Raw genomic sequence first — 1,158 nt, 5'->3', positions numbered from 1 at the left:
TGGCTCAGGCTCAGCAGCAACGATCGCGTCAGCGGCCTTTGCGCCAGATACTGCTGCAAGAGCTGCAGCGGAGCCAATGAGAAGGCTCTTGATGTTCATATTGACCTCCAGTCAAAGAGTCGAAGGAGCGGGTGGGATAGCGTGAACTGCTGTGCTCCTGTGAGGTTGATTAGAGACAAGATGAAGGATTCGCGCAATTGATAAGGAAACATTTTCGTCACAATTACATCTGCCTTTCGCCGCACCGTTGCCGTTTCGCTACATAGTTCGCGAACAAAGAGGAACCTATTACGCGATCCTTAACAGTCTGGCACCGTTGACTCACATCAGCTTAATAAAAAACCCGGCTCGAAAGCCGGGTTCTTATTATTCTTATACGTTAGATCAGATTAGAACGAACGCTGAAGACGGACGAAACCGGTCCAGAATTCAGGACGGTTGTCTTCGTCGTAGTAGTTCGCTGCGATCTTAGCAGAGAGACCCTGTGTGATCTTGTAGTCAACAGTCAGGCCAGCGGTCCAAGCGTCGTTGGAAGACCAGTCAGCGTTGACGATTGCGAACGTGTTGGTCTTCGTTGCAACATTGCCGAGGTACTGAACGCCAGGGGTGATGGTCAGCTTGTCGGTTGCCTTGATCGCGTATTCAGCAGCAACAGCCCACTCAGACAGAGCATAGTAGGAGTTTACGCCAGAAGCCCAGACGCCAGACAGGCCGAGGGTGCCAGGACCAACATCAGCCGTTGCGATCAGACGAACAGCGCCATCTTCGCGGTCGATGTCGTAGCCGCCAACGAGCTGCAGAGCAGCGCCGCCGAGCTTGGTGCCAACAGCAGCGGAGATGCCAACGTTGTTGTCCGTGGTGGTGTCGCCAGCGAAGGAGATGCCTTCGAGTTCGTCAACCGACAGACCAGCGTAGAAAGAGCCAGCGTCGTAGGAGTAACGAACGGAGTTGAACAGGGTGTTGGAAGAAAGGAGATCGGTTTCGCCCGAGAGACCGTCATCCCACCAGTTGTAGAACTTACCGACCTTCAGGCCGCCGAGTTCGATGAAGGCCTGGTCGACGAATACCGACGAAGAAGCGGAAGAACCGTTGTCAGCATTGCCGCGGAAGCCGATGAAGCCGCGCAGAGCGCCGAGCTCGGTGTCTGTGCGAGTATCA

The 1,158-nt window shown here is 54.5% G+C and carries 1 protein-coding gene; it reads right to left on the bottom strand.

From position 1 onward, the window contains the following. Positions 1-389 precede the first annotated feature (389 nt). Positions 390-1,158: porin (locus tag PVA19_RS22295; RefSeq protein ID WP_274104280.1), on the bottom strand; the 769-nt coding region annotated here is incomplete at its 5' end.

The sequence above is a fragment of the Agrobacterium sp. CNPSo 3708 genome, assembly GCF_028674915.1.
Classification (GTDB): Bacteria; Pseudomonadota; Alphaproteobacteria; order Rhizobiales; family Rhizobiaceae; genus Agrobacterium; species Agrobacterium cavarae.
The sequence above is the reverse complement of the archived record's forward strand: the minus strand, read 5'-3'. Positions and strand labels throughout refer to the sequence as shown.